This window comes from Pseudoalteromonas sp. GutCa3, from assembly GCF_002836155.1.
Classification (GTDB): domain Bacteria; phylum Pseudomonadota; class Gammaproteobacteria; order Enterobacterales; family Alteromonadaceae; genus Pseudoalteromonas; species Pseudoalteromonas arctica.
The window spans coordinates 20,298-37,818 of the sequence record NZ_PJBK01000034.1 but is presented as its reverse complement, the minus strand read 5'-3'; the positions used below and the strand labels follow the sequence as shown (position 1 = coordinate 37,818).

Sequence of the window (17,521 nt, the reverse complement as noted above, 5' to 3'; positions counted from 1 at the left end):
TTATTGTGGCGCAATCTAACCAATCTACAGACCTAGCACTTGCTGGTGGCGGTATTGACCAAAGTGGTGGTGATGATCAACAAGAACAAAAGTCAGGCTACTTAAGTGCTTTAAATGGTGTTGATGTATTGCGCCAAGTAACATTGGTTATAGCATTGGCTATTTGTTTAGCTATCGCGATTTTTATTATTATTTGGGCTCGTCAGCCAGATATGCGCCCGTTAGGCAAAATGCAAACTGAAGAGCTTATTCAAACGCTCGACTTTTTAGATGCGCAACAAATTGAATATCAACTAGATGGCAACGTTGTGTCGGTTGATGAAAGCGAATACCAAAATATTAAATTGTTAATGACCCGCGAAGGGTTAGAGCAAGGGCCAGCGTCGGGCTCTGACATAATTATGCAAGATATGGGCTTTGGTGTAAGCCAACGCTTAGAGCGCGAACGCCTAAAACATGGTCGAGAACAGCAGTTAGCACGCACCATTGAAGAACTTAACAACATTACTCGCGCCAAAGTATTGTTAGCCATTCCTAAAGAAAACGTATTTGCCCGCAGAGAAAAAAAACCATCAGCTACAGTTGTATTAACGCTTAAGCGTGGACGCTCACTCGACCGTGAAGAAGTAGATTCTGTTGTTGATATGATTGCTTCGGCAGTACAGGGTTTAGAGCCTATGCGAGTTACTGTTACCGATCAAAATGGTCGATTACTAAATTCAGGTTCGCAAAGCTCATTAGCAGCACGCTCTCGTAAAGAATACGATTTAGAACGTAAGCGCGAACAAGAGTATCTTGAAAAAATAGACAGTATTTTAATACCGGTTGTTGGGCTTGCAAACTATACAGCCCAAGTTGATTTGAGCATGGACTTTAGCTCGATTGAGGAAACTCAAAAGCGTTATAACCCAGACCTACCAGCGGTTAGAAGCGAAACCACATTTGAAGAAAATAACATTGGCGGCCTAGCTGTTGGTATTCCAGGTGCGCTTACAAATCAGCCACCGTTAAATTCGAACATTCCTGAGGTTGCGGGGCAAGGTGGTGCAGGCACAGCTACGTCACCAACACGCAGCCACAAAGAAGCCACACGTAATTATGAACTCGACACTACAATTTCTCATAAGCGCCAGCAAAGTGGTGTAATACGTAGGATAAGCGTATCAGTTGCTGTTGACTACATTGCTAAAGTGGGAGAAAACGGTGAAACAACCATGACTCCACGCTCGGTAGAGGCATTGTCAAATATTCGTCGCTTACTACAAGGTGGTGTAGGTTTTGATATGCAACGTGGTGATGCACTTGAAGTAGTGACAGTGCCGTTTGTACGTGAAGAAACAAATTTAGCAATAGAAGTGCCACTGTGGGAACAAGACTGGTTTATGAAAATAGCCCGCCTTGTATTAGGCGCCTTAGTTATCATTGTATTGATAATGGCAGTAGTAAAACCAATGCTTAAACGCTTAATTTACCCAGACGATACACTAGAAGAATACGACGAAGATGCATTAAGTTCAGGCGTAGATATTGGCGACAACACGCTTGATATGCTAAATAAAGACTTTGATTCTGCTTCGGTTGGTTTCTCAAGTGATGGTACACTGCAGTTACCGGATTTACATGGCGACGAAGATTTACTTAAAGCAATTCGTGCCCTTGTAGCTAACGAACCAGAACTATCATCACAAGTAGTCAAAGCGTGGTTAACAGAAGATGACTGATCAAGAACAAAAACAACTCCCGCCAGCCTTTGATGTTGATAAGCTAGATGGGGTAGATAAAGCCGCTATATTACTTTTGAGTTTATCAGAAGAAGATGCCGCGCAAATCCTTAAACACTTAGAACCTAAACAGGTGCAAAAAGTGGGTATGGCGATGGCTGGGTTACAGGACTTATCACAAGCTAAGATTAGCGCTGTACACAACTTGTTTATAGAACAAATTCAAAGCTTTAGTACCATTGGTTTTCAGTCAGAAGACTTTATTAAAAAAGCGCTTACAGCAGCACTTGGTGAAGACAAAGCCGCTAGCCTTATTGACCAAATTGTTATGGGCTCAGGCGCTAAAGGCTTGGATTCATTAAAATGGATGGACTCTAAGCAGGTAGCAAACATTATTCGTAATGAGCATCCACAAATTCAAACCATTGTATTATCGTACTTAGAGCCAGAGCAGTCTGCTGAGATTATTGCTCAGTTCCCTGAAAAAGTGCGCTTAGATTTAACCATGCGTATTGCAAACCTTGAAGAAGTTCAGCCGGCAGCACTGCAAGAGCTAAACGAAATCATGGAAAAACAATTTGCCGGCCAAGCAGGTGCACAAGCCGCTAAAATGGGTGGCTTAAAAGCCGCTGCAGATATTATGAACTACCTAGATACCAATGTAGAAGGGCAGTTAATGGACTCTATTCGTGAACATGACGAAGAGATGTCGCAGCAGATTCAAGATCTTATGTTTGTGTTTGAAAACTTAATGGATGTTGAAGACCGTGGTATTCAAGCAATCCTACGAGAAGTACAACAAGACGTATTAATGAAAGCAATTAAGGGCACCGACGATGCGCTTAAAGACAAAATACTGGGCAATATGTCTAAGCGTGCAGCCGAAATGCTTGCTGATGATTTAGAAGCTATGGCCCCGGTACGTATAAGCGAAGTAGAAGCGGCGCAAAAAGAGATTTTATCAACAGCGCGTCGTTTATCTGACTCAGGTGAAATTCAGCTGGGCGGCGGCGGTGGCGAGGAGTTCCTGTAAACCATGAGCAAACTAAAAGGACGCACACTTCGGGCTGATGAAGCAGATGAATTATTAAAAAACTGGGCTATTCCGGATGTAGCACCAGATGAGAGCAGCTTTGGCAATCGCTCTACGGCTTACGGCACACCGCTTAGTGAGCTGTACAAAAAAGAATTAGCCGAAGAAATGCCTATTGATGAGCCACAAGAACCAGAACTCCCTGCGCTTACCATGGTTGAGCTTGAACGCATTAGACAAGACGCGTACGAAGAAGGCCTTAAACAAGGTCATGAGCAAGGCTACATAGACGGCTTTGAAAAAGGCGTTGGCGAAGGTAAAGAAGCTGGCTACAAAGAAGGCTTAGAGCAAGGTAAAACACAAGGCCTTGAAGATGTAAAACCATTAATTGAAGAGCAGTTAACAAGTTTAAAAGCCATTTTAGAGGGGCTAACTGCACCGCTAGATAAAGTGGACGAACAAGCTGAGAAGCAATTAGTACAACTTGCTAGCATGTTGGCGGAAGCTGTTATTTATCAAGAAGTAAAAACATCGCCTGATGTGATTTTACATACGTTAAAGCAAAGTATTGATTCACTTAATGCGGAGCAAGAAAAAGTACGAATCCATTTAAACCCCGAAGACTTAGAACTCATAAAAGAGAGCTACGGCGAACAAACCATTATTGATAATAACTGGCAATTAATGGCAGAGCCCACTCTTGAGCGCGGTGGCTGTGAAGTTAAAACAGCGCAATCGTCACTCGACATGACCCTTAAAACACGTGTCAAAGAAACGTTGGATAGTTTTTTGCATAATAGTGGTATCTAACTATTTTATTGGCGTGTTATGTCAACTCAACGTGCACCTTTAAGCGAACGCTTATCTCAATATCAACAACATATTAAAACCCCGGCGCCTGCTGTGGCAGGTATTTTAACGCGTGTTGTTGGCCTTACCCTTGAGGCTAGAGGTTTACGTGCACCCGTTGGTAGCCAATGTAAAATAGAAACTATGAACGGCTTTGTAGACGCCGAAATAGTCGGTTTTAACGATCAAACTTTGTACTTAATGCCTAACGACCACATCTCTGGTGTATTACCTGGTGCGCGTGTTATTCCTCAAGTAAATAATTTAGGTTTACCTGTAGGGATGAGTTTATTAGGCCGCGTGGTGGATGGTTTAGGGCGACCGCTAGATGGCTTAGGTAAAATTAATGCTGAGCATCATTTAAAGTTTGCGCAAAATACTATAAACCCGCTTTCAAGAAGACCAATCACTAAGCCTATGGATGTAGGTGTGCGTGCTATTAACTCGGTTATCACAGTAGGGCAAGGCCAGCGTATGGGCTTGTTTGCAGGCTCTGGTGTGGGTAAATCAGTACTTCTCGGTATGATGACCCGAGGTAGCGAAGCCGATGTAATTGTTGTTGGTTTGGTGGGGGAGCGTGGGCGCGAAGTAAAAGAATTTATTGAAGAAATACTCGGTGTAGAAGGGCGCAAACGTTCAGTTGTTGTCGCAGCGCCTGCTGATTCATCACCACTTATGCGTTTAAAAGGCTGTGAGAGCGCCGTAACTATTGCAGAGTATTTTAGAGATCAGGGTTTAAACGTATTATTGTTACTCGATTCGGTAACGCGTTATGCAATGGCACAACGTGAAATTGCACTTGCTGTTGGCGAGCCGCCCGCTACAAAGGGTTATCCGCCTTCGGTGTTTGCTAAATTACCTGCGCTGGTGGAGCGTGCTGGTAATGGCGGTGAAGGGCAAGGTTCAATTACTGGCTTTTTTACGGTGTTGAGTGAAGGCGATGATATGCAAGACCCTATTGCTGATGCAGCGCGAGCTATATTAGATGGCCACATTGTACTATCGCGTGATTTAGCTGACAGTGGGCACTATCCTGCTATAGATATTGAAAAGTCGATTTCGCGTGTTATGCCTCAAGTTGTTTCTGAGCCGCATATGCAACAAGCCCGAGTGCTTAAACAAGTGTATTCAATGTATCAACAAAACAAAGACATGATTACTTTAGGCGCTTATCAAAAAGGGACCGATCAAATGCTTGACCAAGCTATAAATATGATGCCAAGAGTGAATGCATTTTTACAACAAGGTATGCGAGATGTCATTAGTTACGATGATGGTCTGCAAGGTCTTGCTCAGTTACTAGGACAAGCATAATGGCTAAAAACAAGCTCGATTTATTGCTCAAAATTGAAAATGATAAAGAAGAAAATTTGCGCATGAGTTACTTACAAGCTAATCAAAACTTGCAATCGAATCAACAAAAGCTACAAGGTTTAAACAATTTTAGACTTGAATACTCTCAGCAGTTACACCTAAAAGGTAAGTCGGGTTTATCTAGTGCAGGGTTTGGTCAGTACCATGCTTTTATAGCTAAAATTGAAGAGGCAATTCGCCAACAAGCAAGTACCGTAAATACAGCTAAGCAAGTTGTTACTCAACGTAAAACTCTATGGCTTAAGCAGCAAATTAAAGCTAAAGCAGTTGCCAAACTAATCGAAAATCAAAAACTTAAAGCAAATGCGTTAATGGCTAAAAATGAGCAAAAAATGTTAGATGAATTTTCAGCTAATCAGTTTTTTCAACGTCGTAAAGCTTTGTAATTCAGGCACGTTAATTGCTTTGTTACTTAGTGGGATTCAACTTTTGGCGGTATGCGGTGGCATATTGCCGTAATGGTATTAGGTGATTTATGGCGATGAATAACATTTCGTTTTTAGTTTCTTCTGAAAAAGATTCACTGTTAGCTTTTAAAGACAATAGCTTAGCTAATGGCGGAGAAAATTTAGGCGATGAATTTTTAAGTCAGCTAAACGAAGCGCATAACTCTATGGAGCCTTTGCTTAAAGGCAATAAAAATCCCGATGCCGAAAACTCGATTGCCATACCTAAGCATAAACAGCCAGAAGAAAATGAAAATCTGAGCGTAAAGCTAGATGAAGTAATAACTGACGAAGTTACTTTTGTGTCTGTTGAGATGCTTGATCAAATTAATTCAGCACAAGCAATGAGCACTTCGGTCAATAAGCCGTTCGATGCAACTAACAGTTTAGAATCAGAAAATGCAGAGCTAGAAGCTACACTAGTAGAGAATACAGAATTACAAAGCACACCAATAATTGCATCCACCAATACAAGTGATGAAGTATCGGCTAAAGAAGCGAATACAGCGAGTGTAGTGCAAAATCCAATTGCCACTAATGTAGACTCTAAAACGGCTAAATTAACTGATTCAAAAAGCGATAACTTTAGCTCACCACCTTTGAATTCGTTACCATTAAATGAAGGTAAACATCGTAAAAGTGGTGTTGCTGAAGCTATTGAAGGGCCATTAAATTCTATAAATAAGAAGCCCGATGACAGCATTGGCCCTATATTAGAAAAACCTGAATTTGCATCAACAATGATTTCTAAAGAGCAACTGGGACAAAATAAGTCTGCTGATAAAAATAATATAGTTTTGCCAACACCCACCGACAAAGCGGGCGTTACTCAGTCTTCTTTAGCCGCAACTGAAGCTGATAATAATGCAGCAATAGATACGTTAATGACTAAAGATGAGAGCTTAATTAAAGCTAATGATGTTATTGCTAGTTTAACGCCTGAGCAGCGCTCACAACTTAACGCGCAAGTTAAGGTATTAGAAAATACTGATTCAACAAGTAACGCAACTAGTAGCACTTCAAATCTTAAGCAAATGCTTGCGCAATTTATTACTGATAACGAAAAAACGCAGAGCACGGTAACAAAACACTCTTTTAGCGCAGAAATCAATTCACTTAATACAACTGAAAAACAAAGCTTATTAACGCAATTAAACGCTTATATTAAAACAGAGCAGCCTAAAGGCGAGCAATTAGCAGTGCTTAAGCAAACAGTTAATGAATTAAAAGCTTCAATTGAAATAGGACTTGCCGATACCGCTAAGACAGACTCAAAAACGTTTGTAGCGTCAGAGACTCCTAATACAGTATATAATCCACAAAAGTTAAGCTTAAAGACATCGACAAACGAAGGGGCTGATTTAAATAAAGCCGTAACAACCTCAACTAAGGGTGATGATTTATTAAAATCACTTGAAGAATTACAAAAAGATGGCCTTAAAAAAATAACTGCTGAACAAACTCCTGCACGCGTAGCACAAGTATTTACGCAAATTACAGCAGCTCTAAATACTCAGCAAGTGAGCACATTAAGCCAATACGACTCATTAAGTTACGAGCAGAGCTTACTTGATACCCAAATAATACAAACTCAACAATTACAAAGTACATCGCAAGTTAAGCAAGTAAGTATTGATCCTGGTGTAATGCAGGCAATTAATATTGTTAAAAGTGATGCAGCTAAATTACTGCAAGAGCGCGTTAGCTCAATGCTGAGCATTAATAATAAAGAAGCAGAAATTCGCCTAGATCCTCCCGAAATGGGCAGTATGCAAATACGTATTCGCAGCGATGCAGAACAAGCACATATAAACTTTGTAGTACAAAACCAGCAAGCCAAAGAAGCACTTGAACAATCAATGCCGCGCTTACGTGAAATGTTAGCGCAACAAGGATTAGAGCTTGGTGAAAGTACTATTTCTTATGGGCAATCAGGTGGTGAAACTGCCGAGCAAAGTGAGAGTGGACCTCAAGGTAATTTGGCTAATAATAAGTCAGTTAATGATGAAAACGACGAGCAAGCAAATAACACTGCACAAAGTTCTCGACAACAAACTTCATCATCAATAGATTACTATGCCTAAGTGCTGCTATTATAATAACTAAAACAAGCAAGTACCTTTGCGATTAAAGGAATCATGATGGCTGAAGAAACAAGTTTAGAAATTGAAGAAACCGGTAAAAGCAAAAAGAAACTAATAATAATCATAGTAGCTGTACTACTTATTGTAGGCGGTGCTGCAGGTTACTTTTTTATGTCGGGTTCGGATGCGCCAGTTGAAACCTTAGATGAAGAGACTGCGATGTCAGCAGATGCACCTTCTGCTGCAGTTGGTGATTCAGCTGAAATAGGCAGTGCTTTATATGTGTCAATGCCACGCCCATTTGTATTTAACGTTCCCGGTTCAAGTCGCGACAGAATTGTGCAAATTAAAGTACAGTTACTAGTACGTGGCGAAGTAAATGAAGAAACAGCCAAAAAACACATTCCACTAATAGAAGGGACGCTACTAAGCGTGTTTTCTACTACAACTGCTGATGAGTTAAGTACGAGCTCAGGTAAAGAAACACTTCGTTTTTCTGCACTTGAAAAGGTACAAAAAGCCTTAATGGATGTTGAAGGCAGCAAAGTAATTGAGCGGGTATTGTTTACCGGCTTTGTGATGCAATAAGGGGTTAGCGTGAGCGATTTATTATCCCAAGACGAAATTGATGCGCTATTGCATGGTGTTGATGACGTTGAAGAGGAAGATATACACGAAGGTGAAGATGGCGGGGGAAGTACGCTTCAGTACGATTTTTCTTCGCAAGATCGGATCGTGCGTGGTCGTATGCCGACGCTGGAAATTGTTAATGAACGCTTTGCTCGTCATATGCGAATTAGCCTATTTAACATGATGCGCCGCACCGCAGAGGTGTCTATTAACGGCGTGCAAATGATTAAGTTTGGCGAGTATATTCATACTCTATTTGTTCCAACAAGCTTAAATATGGTGCGTTTTAGACCTTTAAAAGGCACTGGTCTGATTACCATGGAAGCACGACTTGTGTTTATTTTGGTAGATAACTTTTTTGGTGGTGACGGGCGTTATCATGCAAAAATAGAAGGCCGAGAATTTACCCCAACAGAGCGCCGAATTGTACAAATGCTTCTTAAAATAATCTTTGAAGATTATAAAGAAGCTTGGGCACCGGTTATGGATGTATCGTTTGAATATCTCGATTCTGAAGTAAATCCAGCTATGGCTAATATTGTAAGCCCAACTGAGGTTGTGGTTATTAGTTCTTTCCATATAGAGCTCGATGGCGGCGGTGGCGATTTTCATATTGCACTTCCGTATTCAATGCTTGAGCCAATTCGAGAGCTGTTAGATGCGGGTGTTCAGTCTGATACTGAAGATACTGATTTACGTTGGAGCAAAGCGCTTCGCGATGAAATAATGGATGTAGAGGTTGAAATATCAACTCAGTTACTTGAAGTTGATTTAACCTTAAAACAAATTATGGAACTCAAAGCCGGTGATATTATTCCGGTTGAAATGCCTGAGCATATAACCGTATTTGTTGAAGAACTACCTACATTTAGAGCCAAAATGGGTCGCTCTCGCGATAATGTTGCGCTTCAAATTAGTGAAAAAATTAAACGACCTGATTCAGTTAAATCTGAGCTGCATGTATTTACCAAAGGCGGCAAGAAAATTGACTCAGATGCAGAATTAGCAGAACTAGAAGATGATTTACACCTCTCTGACGGTGTAGACTTAGACTGGTAATTGATTAAAAGGTTAAAAGTATGAGCGATGATCAAGACACAATGGATGAATGGGCAGCAGCATTAGCAGAAGCCGAAGCTCCAGATGATAGTAGCGAAGCACATGTTGCGGAGCTTGATGAGTTAAGTGATTCAAAACACGAAATGAGTGGCGATGAAAAACGAAAACTCGACACTATTTTAGATATCCCCGTTACTATTTCAATGGAAGTAGGACGCTCTAAAATTAATATTCGTAACTTATTGCAACTTAACCAAGGCTCTGTTGTTGAGCTTGACCGTGTTGCGGGCGAGCCGCTAGACGTGCTAGTTAACGGTACTTTGATAGCCCATGGTGAAGTAGTTGTAGTAAACGACAAGTTTGGTATTCGCTTAACTGACGTGATAAGCCAAGTAGAGCGGATCAAAAAACTACGATGAGCTTATTAGTTGCTTTAACGAGTTCCGTTTTTTCAAAAGCAGATGTGGCAACACCCACTGGAGATATACTCTCTATGGTGCTGTCGCTTGTAATGGTGCTAGTACTAATTATTGTGCTGGCATTTTTTGTTAAAAAGCTTAATCCAAATTTAGCAAACAGCGATGAATTTAAAGTAGTCAGAAGTCTACCTTTGGGTTCTCGCGAGCGTTTAATGGTTGTTGAGATAGATAATGCTCAGCATTTACTTGGTGTAACCCCCCACAGTATTAATTACTTACACAAGTTAGAAACCCCATTAAGTGAAAAAGAACTACCTGAATTAGCTAAACGATTTGGTAAACTTTTAAACCCGCAATCAAACCAAAATAAAAAGAATTAAACCTATGACAAAGTGGCTGCTTATTATTTTTGCCATGGTGTTTGTACCAAGTGTAAGCGCAGAAGGAATTGATGCGCTTACTATTACAACAAACGCTGATGGCACACAGGATTACTCAGTAACGTTACAAGTTTTAGCAATTATGACGGCGCTGAGTTTTATACCGGCTGCCATAATTATGATGACTTCCTTTACACGAATAATTGTTGTACTCGCCATTTTGCGCCAAGCAATTGGTTTGCAGCAAACACCGTCAAATCAAGTGTTATTAGGTATGTCGCTTTTTCTAAGTATTTTTATAATGTCGCCTATTTATCAGCAGGTAAACGAGCGAGCTATAGAGCCTTACTTAAATGAGCAGGTTACTTCAGTACAAGCTTTAGAGCTGGCTAAAGAGCCAATGAAAGCATTTATGCTTTCACAAGTGCGTTTAAAAGATTTAGAAACGTTTGCTAAAATTGCCGGTTACGATCAGCTTGATTCGCCACAAGATACACCGTTAATAGTGCTTATACCCGCCTTTGTAACCAGCGAATTGCAAACCGCATTTATAATAGGGTTTATGTTTTTTATCCCATTTTTAATTGTTGATTTAGTGGTCGCCTCGGTATTAATGGCGATGGGTATGATGATGCTTTCACCCATGATTGTGTCCTTACCGTTTAAAATTATGTTATTTGTACTTGTAGACGGCTGGAGCTTAGTGATGGGTACCTTAGCCAAAAGCTTTGGTTTAGGGACTTAGTATGCAAAGCATTAACATGACCCAACAATAGGAGTACAACATGGAACCGGAAATTTTTGTTGATATCCTAAGTGACGCTCTTTTTTTAGTTATTAAGCTGGTGTCTGCAATTGTAGTCCCAGGCTTAATTATTGGTTTAGTTGTTGCCGTGTTTCAGGCTGCAACGTCTATCAATGAACAAACATTGAGCTTTTTACCTCGTTTATTAATTACCATTAGTGCGCTTATTGTGGGTGGGCATTGGCTTACTCAAGAACTAATGGACTTTTTTACTCGCCTAGTATTACTTATTCCTGAAATTGCAGGTTAAACGTGGAATACCCCTTTGCTGTCGTTATTCAATGGTTGAGCGATTTTTTGTTGCCGCTGGTACGCATTAGCTCAATGATTATGATTATGGCTGGTTTGGGGGCTAAAAATGTTCCTACACGTATAAAAATGGGTTTATCGGTTGTTGTAACTTTTGTTGTAGTTCCTGTTTTGCCCCCAGCTACATTCACTAATTTATTTTCGTTTGAGATGATTTTAGTCGTTATTCAACAAATGCTGATTGGTGTTGCTATTGGTTTTACATCTATACTTTTATTAAATACTTTTGTGTTAGCAGGGCAAATACTCGCGATGCAAACCGGTTTAGGTTTTGCTTCGGTTATTGACCCTTCTAATGGTGCGAGTGTGCCTGCTGTGGGCCAGTTTTTTCTTATTCTGGCCACCCTATTATTTTTTGCTTTTAACGGACATTTAATGATGATTCAAATGGTGGTGCATAGTTTTCAAGTGCTACCCATTGATGGCACATGGTGGTCTGTAGATCATTACTGGGACATAGTGACTTGGGGCGGCTGGATGTTTACTACAGCACTTGTACTCTCACTTGCACCGCTTACCGCGATGCTCGTTATTAATATGTCGTTTGGTATTATGACGCGTGCAGCACCGCAATTAAATATTTTCTCTATTGGTTTTCCGTTTACCTTGGTAGCGGGACTTATTATTATTTGGGCGACACTAGGTAACTTTGTTACTCAGTTTGAGTTTCAATGGTTAAAAATGGTTGAGCTAATGTGTACTTTAGTTGGTTGCTCACCTTAGGAGAAAGTCATGTCTGAAGACTCAGGACAAGAAAAAACAGAAGAACCCACATCAAAAAAGCTTGAAGAATCTAAAAAGAAAGGCCAAATAGCGCGCTCAAAAGAGCTAGGTACCATGTTTGTACTTATTTTTTCGGCTATATCACTTTTGATGTATGGGCCAGAAATTGGTAAAGGTTTATACAATGTAATGGGCCGAACCCTTAGCTTAAATCGTAACGAAGCCTTTGATACTACTAAAATGTTTGCCGTATGGGGAGAGGTTGCAGACGCTTTAATGTTTCCTATGGCTATGTTTGTATTAATTATAGTTTTGGCTGCATTTATTGGTAATACGTTACTAGGTGGTTTTAATTTTAGCTGGGAAGCCGCTGCACCTAAAGCAAGTAAAATGTCGCCAATGAAAGGCTTTAAACGTATGTTTGGCCCGCAAGCGGCTATTGAGCTTATAAAGTCACTTTTAAAATTTGGTTTGGTTGCAAGTTTTGCTATATTTTTAATTAATACCTATTTTGATGAAATACTGCATTTAAGTTTAGAAAGTGCACCAGGTAATATTATCCATGCCTTAGAGATTTTAGGCTGGATGTTTTTAGGTCTTTCGTGCACTTTAATTATTATTGCGGCTATTGATGCACCATTTCAAAGTTATAACCATAACAAACAACTTAAAATGACAATGCAAGAGATTAAAGATGAGTATAAAAACTCTGAAGGTGACCCACAAATAAAAGCGCGTATTAGGCAAACTCAAAGGCAAATGTCGCAAAACCGTATGATGCAAGATGTCCCTGACGCTGATGTTATTGTTACAAACCCAACTCACTACTCAGTAGCATTAAAATACGATACAGAGCGCGCAGGAGCGCCAATAGTGCTTGCTAAGGGTATCGATGAAATGGCGATGCAAATTAGAAAAGTAGCAATAGGGAATGAAGTACCTATTTTAGAATCCCCTATGTTGACCCGAGCGCTTTATCATACGGCTGAAGTAGGAGAGCAAATACCCGATCAGCTATTTACTGCAGTAGCGCAAGTTTTAGCGTATGTATTTCAGCTTAAGCGCTTTAATAAAGGGCGCGGTAAACGTCCAACTAAGCTCAATAACAAGCTCCCAATCCCCGATGCCTACAAGTATTAAACCGTTAACTTAGTAACTTGGAATAGTTATTGCTAATTCTACGTAGTGTCAATTTTTTGAAATTGTAGAATTATGAGTTTTAAAGCGGTATTACAACAACTTAACAGAGACAAAAAAGACTATGCCAAAGGGGTAGGTACTCCTTTGCTTGTGCTTGCTGCCTTGGGAATGGTGATCTTACCGTTACCGCCATTTTTACTCGATATCCTTTTCTCGTTTAATATTGCCCTCGCATTAGTGGTTTTACTCGTGACTGTTTACACGATGAAGCCGGTTGAGTTTGGTATATTCCCCTCTGTATTACTAATCGCTACGATTATGCGCTTAGCGCTTAATGTTGCCAGCACTCGAGTTGTATTACTTGAGGGTCATAACGGTGGGGATTCTGCTGGGAAGGTAATTGAAGCGTTTGGCTCCGTAGTTATTGGTGGTAACTACGCTGTTGGTTTGGTCGTATTTTTAATTCTGATCATTATTAACTTTGTGGTAATTACTAAAGGTGCTGGGCGTATTTCTGAGGTATCTGCACGTTTCACCCTTGACGCAATGCCGGGTAAACAAATGGCAATTGACGCCGATTTAAACGCTGGTTTTATCAGTGCTGAGCAAGCGCGTGACCGCCGCGAGGAAGTAACTCGCGAAGCTGATTTTTACGGCTCAATGGATGGTGCGAGTAAATTTGTAAAAGGCGATGCCATTGCAGGTATTGTTATATTAATCATCAATATTGTTGGTGGTTTATTTGTCGGTATGATTCAACATAATTTGAGTTTTGGCAACGCAATGGAAGTATATACATTACTTACCATTGGTGATGGCTTAGTTGCTCAACTTCCTTCTTTACTGCTTTCAATTGGTACCGCGATTGTTGTAACACGTCAAAATGAGTCGCTCAATATGGGTGACCAATTTAAGAAACAACTAGGTAACGAAAAATCACTCTTTATTGCTTCAGGTATTTTGATCATCATGGGTTTAGTGCCTGGTATGCCGCATTTTGCTTTTTTAAGTTTAGGTGCGTTATTGGGTTATTTAGCTTACTACACACAGCAAACTAAGCTAAAAGCCGCTGCAGCAGAAGTCGAAGAGGCCGCCAGTGGCGGAAGCGCTGCAACAGGTATTGCCAATAAACAAGAGCAAAAAGAACTTGGTTGGGATGATGTTCAACAGGTTGACGTAATTGGCCTAGAAGTAGGTTATAGATTAATTCCGTTAGTGGACCAATCACAAGGTGGTGAGCTACTTAATCGTATTAAAGGTGTACGTAAAAAGCTTTCTCAAGAGCTTGGTTTTTTAGTACCACCTGTTCATATTCGCGATAATTTAGAGCTTGACCCTAATGCTTACAGAATAACGCTAATGGGTGTTTCAACCGGTGAAAGCGAACTTAAACATGGCGACGAGCTAGCAATTAACCCAGGGCAAGTATTTGGCCCAATTAAAGGGGTTGAAACCAAAGATCCTGCGTTTGGCCTTGATGCAGTATGGATCAAGCCTGATCAAAAAGATGAAGCGCAATCACTAGGTTATACCGTTGTAGATTCAGCCACGGTAGTTGCCACTCATATTAGCCAGTTATTAACTAACAGTGCGGCGTTGTTACTAGGGCATGAAGAAGTTCAAAACCTGCTTGATATGCTTGCTAAAAGCCATCCTCGCTTAGTAGAAGGACTAGTACCTGATGTGTTGCCATTAACTGCAATTGTAAAAGTACTGCAAAATTTATTGAATGAAGGTGTAGCTATTCGCGATATGCGCTCAATTGTTCAAACCCTTGTTGAGTATGGTCCGCGTAGCCAAGACCCTGATGTATTAACGGCTGCAGTGCGTATTTCTCTGCGTAGGTTAATTGTTCAAGATGCGGTTGGTATGTCATCAGAAATCCCTGTCATAACCTTGGCACCTGAGTTGGAACAGATGTTGCATCAGTCATTACAAAATGCAGGCGATGAAGGTGCCGGTATTGAGCCTGGACTTGCAGAGCGACTTCAAGTGTCATTGACACAAGCGCATCAAAATCAAGAAATGGCCGGTGAACCTTCTATATTGCTAACGTCAGGAATGTTACGCACTGTGTTATCTCGTTTTGTTAAGTACACCATTCCAGGATTGAGAGTGATGTCTTATCAAGAGGTACCAGACGAAAGACAGATCAAGATTGTTAGCTCTGTAGGCCAACAATAAGATTTTAACAGGGGTTGAATCATGAAAATTAAACGTTTTTTTGCTAAAGATATGCGCACAGCACTTAAAGAAGTTAAAGATGAATTAGGTGTTGATGCGGTTATTATGTCAAATAAGAAGCTGGCTAACGGTGTAGAAATTGTAGCGGCAGTTGATTATGACAAAGCAGCCCCTAAAGTAGCAGCGCAACCACAACGTACTGCAGAGCCGCGTGCTCAAGCACCACAGCAAAGTATGCATAATTTTGTAAAACCAGAGCCTCAGCGTGCCAAACCAGAGCCGCAAGCAAAAGTGGCTGACAGCCTACAGGCTTTATTAGAGCGCCAATCACCGCGTCCTCGCTCCCCTGAACTTGCATCAATGTTTTCACAATCAGGTATTGATACTACCGATAACTATCAAGAACCAGTTATGGAACAGCGTACTAAAAATATGTTTGCTCCTGAAAATGCAGCGCCAGTTCGTCCACAAACTCAAGCGGATAGCTTAGGTTTTGATGATTTAGACAGCGACTTTGATGATTTAGATAGTCCAGTAACTGCTCGCCAACAAACACCCAATAATGAAAGCGAAGAAATGACAACAATGCGTGAAGAAATGAACGCAATTCGTCAATTGCTTGAGCATCAAGTATCGGGCTTAATGCAGCAAGATATGGCGCGTCGCGATCCAACACGCGCTTGCATGGTTGACCGCTTAGTCGGTATGGGTATTGATAAAGAAGTCGCGCAACAAATGGCATGTTTTGTACCTGATGATGTATCTCGTAAGCAAGGTTGGAAAGCATTGTTAACGATGGTCGAAGATCAAATGCAAACAACCAATAATGAAATACTTCGCCAAGGTGGTGTATATGCGTTAGTGGGTCCAACAGGTGTTGGTAAAACAACAACAGTTGCTAAGCTTGCAGCTTTAGGCGCACAAAAATATGGCGCTGATAAAGTGGCCTTAATAACCACTGATACATACAGAATTGGTGCATATGAACAGCTTGCTACTTACGGCCGTATTATTGGTTGTGGTGTAAAGCAAGTTAAAGATGCTAATGAATTAGCTGAAGTTTTATATCATTTACGAAATAAACGTCTAGTATTAATTGATACAGCAGGTATGAGTCAGCGAGATTTACGTTTAACTGAGCAGTTAAACACGTTAATGCGTAACCAACGTGTGGATATTCGCAGCTACTTAGTACTAAGCGCGACGGCACAAATTAATGTATTACAAGAAACAGTACGTCACTTTAAAAAAGTACAGTTAAGTGGTTGTATTTTCACTAAGTTAGATGAATCATTAAGTTTGGGTGAGATTATTAGTATTGCGATTCAAAATCGCCTTCCAATAGGGTATCTTACTAACGGTCAACGAGTGCCAGAAGATATTCGTGTTGCAAATGCTGAAAAACTAGTGAAAAAGGCTGAGCAGTTATATTTAAAAAGAACAAAAGCACAACATTCAAGGCACCAAGCAGTGGCGCCAAGTACAGTAGGGATGTATGATTAACACAGTATTAGATCAAGCAAGCGGCCTGCGCAAAATGAGTCAAAACAATAACAACGGCGTAAAAGTTATCGCTGTAACCGGTGGTAAAGGTGGGGTGGGGAAAACAAATGTTTCTCTAAATACCGCTATTGCACTAGGGCAACAAGGTAATAGAGTATTAGTGCTGGATGCTGACTTAGGTTTAGCAAACTGTGATGTGATGCTTGGTTTACGTGTAGAGCGCAATTTATCACACGTTTTGTCAGGTGAATGTGAGCTTGACGAGATTTTAGTTGAAGGCCCTGCTGGTATTAAAATTGTACCCGCTACATCGGGCTCGCAAAGTATGGTTGAATTATCGCCATCTGAGCATGCCGGGCTAATTCGTGCATTTAGCGAATTGAATACCGAATTTGATATTTTAATTGTAGATACAGCCGCTGGTATTTCAGACATGGTGCTAAGCTTCTCACGAGCAGCACAAGATGTAATGGTTGTAGTGTGCGATGAACCAACATCAATAACCGATGCTTACGCACTTATTAAAGTATTAAGCCGCGAGCACGGTGTTTATAAGTTCAAAATTGTTGCCAATATGGTCCGCAGTATGCGTGAAGGCACTGAATTGTTTGCAAAACTATCTAAAGTTACCGATCGCTTTTTAGATGTTTCAATGGAGCTAGTAGCAACGGTTCCTTATGACGAAAATATGCGCAAAGCAACACGTCGCCAAAAGGTGATTGTTGAGCTCTTTCCAAGTTCGCCAGCCGCTCTCGCGTTTAAAGCGCTGGCGACAAAAGCAGTTAAATGGCCAATACCAAATCAACCATCTGGGCATTTAGAGTTTTTCATTGAGAAACTAGTAAACGGCTAATTATGACAA

The 17,521-nt window shown here is 40.7% G+C and carries 17 protein-coding genes; all 17 read left to right on the top strand.

Annotation, left to right across the window (positions count from 1 at the left end; translation table 11 throughout):
* Nucleotides 1-5: 5 nt before the first annotated feature.
* Nucleotides 6-1,721, top strand: a complete 1,716-nt coding sequence (gene fliF, locus CXF64_RS07300) for a flagellar basal-body MS-ring/collar protein FliF (protein ID WP_007581880.1) — start codon at nt 6-8, stop codon at nt 1,719-1,721.
* The gene (fliG, locus tag CXF64_RS07295) at nt 1,714-2,754 is read left to right on the top strand and encodes a flagellar motor switch protein FliG (RefSeq protein WP_007581881.1); all 1,041 of its coding nucleotides are present in this window, start codon (nt 1,714-1,716) and stop codon (nt 2,752-2,754) included. The genes fliF and fliG overlap by 8 nt, the downstream gene beginning before the upstream one ends.
* Before the next feature lie 3 nt (nt 2,755-2,757).
* Nucleotides 2,758-3,564, top strand: coding sequence for a flagellar assembly protein FliH (gene fliH, locus CXF64_RS07290; protein WP_024589950.1), 807 nt, complete (start codon nt 2,758-2,760; stop codon nt 3,562-3,564).
* A gap of 18 nt (nt 3,565-3,582) precedes the next feature.
* Nucleotides 3,583-4,917 carry a flagellar protein export ATPase FliI gene (gene fliI, locus CXF64_RS07285; protein WP_024589949.1) on the top strand — a complete coding sequence of 445 codons (1,335 nt, stop codon included), beginning with the start codon at nt 3,583-3,585 and terminating at the stop codon, nt 4,915-4,917.
* Complete coding sequence (gene fliJ / locus CXF64_RS07280; RefSeq protein WP_024589948.1) at nt 4,917-5,363, top strand: flagellar export protein FliJ; 447 nt, start codon at nt 4,917-4,919, stop codon at nt 5,361-5,363. The genes fliI and fliJ overlap by 1 nt, the downstream gene beginning before the upstream one ends.
* Nucleotides 5,364-5,452: 89 nt before the next feature.
* Nucleotides 5,453-7,507, top strand: coding sequence for a flagellar hook-length control protein FliK (locus CXF64_RS07275; protein WP_101216689.1), 2,055 nt, complete (start codon nt 5,453-5,455; stop codon nt 7,505-7,507).
* A 57-nt stretch (nt 7,508-7,564) separates the two neighbouring features.
* The gene (gene fliL, locus CXF64_RS07270; RefSeq protein WP_007585800.1) at nt 7,565-8,095 is read left to right on the top strand and encodes a flagellar basal body-associated protein FliL; all 531 of its coding nucleotides are present in this window, start codon (nt 7,565-7,567) and stop codon (nt 8,093-8,095) included.
* 9 nt (nt 8,096-8,104) lie between these two features.
* Nucleotides 8,105-9,196 (top strand): flagellar motor switch protein FliM, encoded by a 1,092-nt coding sequence (gene fliM / locus CXF64_RS07265; protein WP_007585802.1) that lies wholly within the window; start codon nt 8,105-8,107, stop codon nt 9,194-9,196.
* A gap of 20 nt (nt 9,197-9,216) precedes the next feature.
* Nucleotides 9,217-9,615: a flagellar motor switch protein FliN gene (gene fliN, locus CXF64_RS07260; protein ID WP_007585803.1), complete on the top strand. Its 399-nt coding sequence runs from the start codon at nt 9,217-9,219 to the stop codon at nt 9,613-9,615.
* A complete protein-coding gene (fliO, locus tag CXF64_RS07255) occupies nt 9,612-9,995 on the top strand; it encodes a flagellar biosynthetic protein FliO (RefSeq protein WP_007377952.1) in 384 nt (127 codons plus the stop codon). The genes fliN and fliO overlap by 4 nt, the downstream gene beginning before the upstream one ends.
* Nucleotides 9,996-9,999: 4 nt before the next feature.
* Nucleotides 10,000-10,740: a flagellar type III secretion system pore protein FliP gene (gene fliP / locus CXF64_RS07250; RefSeq protein WP_007585804.1), complete on the top strand. Its 741-nt coding sequence runs from the start codon at nt 10,000-10,002 to the stop codon at nt 10,738-10,740.
* A gap of 40 nt (nt 10,741-10,780) precedes the next feature.
* Entirely contained in the window at nt 10,781-11,050 is a 270-nt protein-coding gene (gene fliQ, locus CXF64_RS07245; protein WP_002959325.1) for a flagellar biosynthesis protein FliQ, read from the top strand.
* Between the two features lie 2 nt (nt 11,051-11,052).
* A complete protein-coding gene (gene fliR / locus CXF64_RS07240; protein ID WP_101216688.1) occupies nt 11,053-11,832 on the top strand; it encodes a flagellar biosynthetic protein FliR in 780 nt (259 codons plus the stop codon).
* Between the two features lie 9 nt (nt 11,833-11,841).
* Nucleotides 11,842-12,972, top strand: a complete 1,131-nt coding sequence (gene flhB / locus CXF64_RS07235; RefSeq protein ID WP_024608165.1) for a flagellar biosynthesis protein FlhB — start codon at nt 11,842-11,844, stop codon at nt 12,970-12,972.
* A gap of 72 nt (nt 12,973-13,044) precedes the next feature.
* Nucleotides 13,045-15,156 (top strand): flagellar biosynthesis protein FlhA, encoded by a 2,112-nt coding sequence (gene flhA / locus CXF64_RS07230; RefSeq protein ID WP_101216687.1) that lies wholly within the window; start codon nt 13,045-13,047, stop codon nt 15,154-15,156.
* 21 nt (nt 15,157-15,177) lie between these two features.
* Nucleotides 15,178-16,659, top strand: a complete 1,482-nt coding sequence (flhF, locus tag CXF64_RS07225; RefSeq protein ID WP_007585808.1) for a flagellar biosynthesis protein FlhF — start codon at nt 15,178-15,180, stop codon at nt 16,657-16,659.
* Nucleotides 16,652-17,512, top strand: a complete 861-nt coding sequence (locus CXF64_RS07220; RefSeq protein WP_007585809.1) for a MinD/ParA family ATP-binding protein — start codon at nt 16,652-16,654, stop codon at nt 17,510-17,512. The genes flhF and CXF64_RS07220 overlap by 8 nt, the downstream gene beginning before the upstream one ends.
* Nucleotides 17,513-17,521: the final 9 nt, after the last annotated feature.

What these genes read in the sequence shown, in the direction of transcription:
- fliG (WP_007581881.1), top strand. Translation starts at nt 1,714, where the DNA reads ATGACTGATCAAGAACAAAAACAACTCCCGCCAGCCTTTGATGTTGAT.
- flhA (WP_101216687.1), top strand. Translation starts at nt 13,045, where the DNA reads ATGAGTTTTAAAGCGGTATTACAACAACTTAACAGAGACAAAAAAGAC.
- fliJ (WP_024589948.1), top strand. Translation starts at nt 4,917, where the DNA reads ATGGCTAAAAACAAGCTCGATTTATTGCTCAAAATTGAAAATGATAAA.
- fliN (WP_007585803.1), top strand. Translation starts at nt 9,217, where the DNA reads ATGAGCGATGATCAAGACACAATGGATGAATGGGCAGCAGCATTAGCA.
- fliP (WP_007585804.1), top strand. Translation starts at nt 10,000, where the DNA reads ATGACAAAGTGGCTGCTTATTATTTTTGCCATGGTGTTTGTACCAAGT.
- fliI (WP_024589949.1), top strand. Translation starts at nt 3,583, where the DNA reads ATGTCAACTCAACGTGCACCTTTAAGCGAACGCTTATCTCAATATCAA.
- fliQ (WP_002959325.1), top strand. Translation starts at nt 10,781, where the DNA reads ATGGAACCGGAAATTTTTGTTGATATCCTAAGTGACGCTCTTTTTTTA.
- flhF (WP_007585808.1), top strand. Translation starts at nt 15,178, where the DNA reads ATGAAAATTAAACGTTTTTTTGCTAAAGATATGCGCACAGCACTTAAA.
- CXF64_RS07220 (WP_007585809.1), top strand. Translation starts at nt 16,652, where the DNA reads ATGATTAACACAGTATTAGATCAAGCAAGCGGCCTGCGCAAAATGAGT.
- fliH (WP_024589950.1), top strand. Translation starts at nt 2,758, where the DNA reads ATGAGCAAACTAAAAGGACGCACACTTCGGGCTGATGAAGCAGATGAA.
- CXF64_RS07275 (WP_101216689.1), top strand. Translation starts at nt 5,453, where the DNA reads ATGGCGATGAATAACATTTCGTTTTTAGTTTCTTCTGAAAAAGATTCA.
- flhB (WP_024608165.1), top strand. Translation starts at nt 11,842, where the DNA reads ATGTCTGAAGACTCAGGACAAGAAAAAACAGAAGAACCCACATCAAAA.
- fliO (WP_007377952.1), top strand. Translation starts at nt 9,612, where the DNA reads ATGAGCTTATTAGTTGCTTTAACGAGTTCCGTTTTTTCAAAAGCAGAT.
- fliL (WP_007585800.1), top strand. Translation starts at nt 7,565, where the DNA reads ATGGCTGAAGAAACAAGTTTAGAAATTGAAGAAACCGGTAAAAGCAAA.